Source organism: Piscinibacter sp. (assembly GCF_050175855.1).
GTDB lineage: Bacteria > Pseudomonadota > Gammaproteobacteria > Burkholderiales > Burkholderiaceae_C > Piscinibacter.
Genome location: NZ_JBFXIO010000550.1, coordinates 1 through 2,680 on the forward strand (window position 1 = coordinate 1; position 2,680 = coordinate 2,680).

General features: G+C 69.0%; 3 protein-coding genes. All 3 read left to right on the top strand.

The window, feature by feature from the left end:
- On the top strand, nt 1-253 hold a 253-nt coding region (locus AB7U92_RS25550; protein ID WP_428583423.1), incomplete at its 5' end, for a molybdenum cofactor biosynthesis protein MoaE.
- Nucleotides 250-639, top strand: coding sequence for a fluoride efflux transporter CrcB (gene crcB / locus AB7U92_RS25555; protein ID WP_428583424.1), 390 nt, complete (start codon nt 250-252; stop codon nt 637-639). The genes AB7U92_RS25550 and crcB, both read left to right, overlap by 4 nt.
- A gap of 82 nt (nt 640-721) precedes the next feature.
- The coding region (locus tag AB7U92_RS25560) for a Clp protease N-terminal domain-containing protein (protein WP_428583426.1) at nt 722-2,680 on the top strand (1,959 nt) is incomplete at its 3' end.

The following is a 2,680-nucleotide window of genomic DNA, read 5'->3' on the forward strand; positions in this document are numbered from 1 at the left end:
GGCGCGGGTCGTCCACCGCGTCGGGCCGCTCGCGCCGCTCGACCAGATCGTGCTGGTGGTGGTGACCTCGGCGCACCGCGGCGCCGCCTTCCAGGCCTGCGAGTTCCTGATGGACTACCTGAAGACTCAGGCGCCGTTCTGGAAGAAGGAGACCACGCCGGAGGGCGCGCGCTGGGTCGACGCCCGCGTCAGCGATGACGCCGCGCTGGCGCGCTGGGGCATCGCCTCGGGCAACGCGGGAACGGCCGGGTGAGCACGGCAGCCGTCGGCGCGCAGGTGCTGGCGGTGGCGGCCGGCGCGGCCGTGGGCGCGCTGGCGCGCTGGGGCGCCGGGCTGTGGCTCAACGCGCGCTGGGCCGGGTTTCCGCTCGGCACGCTGTTCGTCAACTGCGTGGGCGGCCTGCTGATCGGCCTGGCGCTGGCCTGGTTCGAACGCAGCCCCGATGAACTGCTGCGGCTGCTGCTGATCACCGGCTTCCTCGGCGGGCTGACCACGTTCTCGGCCTTCTCGGCCGAATCTCTGCTGATGCTGCAACGCGGCCAGTGGGCGCTGGCCGCAGGACACACGCTGGCCCACGTGCTGGGCGCGCTGGCCTGCGCTGCGATCGGCTTCAAGCTGCTGGACTCGCTGCTCGGTTGATCTGGCTCACGGGCGCCGGGTGGGCGTCCCTTGAAATGGCGGGTGGACCGCCTCAGATCGGTCGCAATCGGAGGTTTTTCCCATGCGACAGGACAAGTTGACCAGCCAGTTCCAGCAGGCCCTCGCCGAGGCCCAGAGCCTCGCGGTGACCCGCGACAACCCGTACATCGAGCCGGTGCACGTGCTCGCGGCCATGCTGGCGCAGGACGATGGACCGCGCGCGTTGCTGGAGCGCGCCGGCGTGCGGCTGCCGGCCCTGCAGACGGCGGTGGACACGGCGCTGAATGGGTTGCCCCAGGTGCAGGGTGGCGAGCCGGTGGGCGCCGGGCGCGACCTGGTCTCGCTGCTGCAGTCCGCCGAGAAGGAAGCCAGCAAGCGCGGTGACCAGTACATCGCCAGCGAGATGTTCCTGCTGGCTCTGTCCGACGCCAAGACCGACCTGGCCGGCGTGGTGCGCGGGCATGGCCTGAACCGCAAGGGGCTGGAAGCCGCCATCGAGGCGGTGCGCGGCGGCCAGAAGATCGATTCGCCGGAGGCCGAGGGCCAGCGCGAGGCGCTGAAGAAATACACGCTCGACCTGACCGAGCGCGCCCGCCTGGGCAAGCTCGACCCGGTGATCGGCCGCGACGACGAGATCCGCCGTGCCATCCAGGTGCTGCAGCGTCGTACCAAGAACAACCCGGTGCTGATCGGCGAGCCGGGCGTGGGCAAGACGGCCATTGTCGAGGGGCTGGCGCAGCGCATCGTTGCCGGCGAGGTGCCCGATTCGCTCAAGGGCAAGCGGGTGCTGGTGCTCGACATGGCGCTGCTGCTGGCGGGCGCCAAGTACCGCGGCGAGTTCGAGGAGCGGCTGAAGAACGTCCTGAAGGAGCTTTCGCAGGACGCCGGCCAGACCATCGTCTTCATCGACGAACTGCACACCATGGTCGGCGCCGGCAAGGCCGAGGGCGCGATGGACGCCGGCAACATGCTCAAGCCGGCGCTGGCACGCGGCGAGCTGCACTGCATCGGCGCGACCACGCTCGACGAATACCGCAAGTACATCGAGAAGGATGCCGCGCTGGAGCGCCGCTTCCAGAAGATCCTCGTCGGCGAGCCGACCGTGGAGGCCACCATCGCCATCCTGCGCGGCCTGCAGGAGAAGTACGAGGTGCACCATGGCGTGGAGATCACCGACCCGGCGATCGTCGCCGCGGCCGAGCTGAGCCACCGCTACATCACCGACCGCTTCCTGCCCGACAAGGCGATCGACCTGATCGACGAGGCCGCCTCCAAGATCAAGATCGAGATCGACTCCAAGCCGGAGGCGATGGACAAGCTCGACCGGCGGCTGATCCAGCTGAAGATCGAGCGTGAGGCGGTGAAGAAGGAGAAGGACGAGGCCTCCATCAAGCGCCTCGGCCTGATCGAGGGTGAGATCACCAAGCTCGAGCGCGAGTACGCGGACCTGGAGGAGATCTGGAAGGCCGAGAAGGCCACCGCGCAGGGCTCCGCGCACATCAAGGAAGAGATCGACAGGATGCGCTTCCAGATCGAGGAGTACAAGCGCAAGGGCAACTTCGACAAGGTGGCCGAGCTGCAGTACGGCAAGGTGCCGGAGCTGGAGAAGAAGCTCAAGGACGCGCAGGCCAAGGAGTCCGGCAAGAAGGGCGGTGGCAAGCCGCAGCTGCTGCGCACCATGGTTGGCGCCGAGGAGATCGCCGAGGTGGTGGCGCGCGCCACCGGCATCCCGGTGTCCAAGCTGATGCAGGGCGAGCGCGACAAGCTGCTGCAGATGGAAGCCAAGCTGCACGAACGCGTGGTCGGGCAGGACGAGGCCATCGTCGCCGTGTCCAACGCCATCCGCCGCGCCCGCTCGGGCCTGTCGGATCCGAACCGGCCGACCGGCTCGTTCCTCTTCCTCGGCCCCACCGGCGTCGGCAAGACCGAGCTGTGCAAGGCGCTGGCCGCGTTCCTGTTCGACAGCGAGGAGCACCTGATCCGCCTGGACATGAGCGAGTTCATGGAGAAGCACTCGGTGGCCCGCCTGATCGGCGCGCCG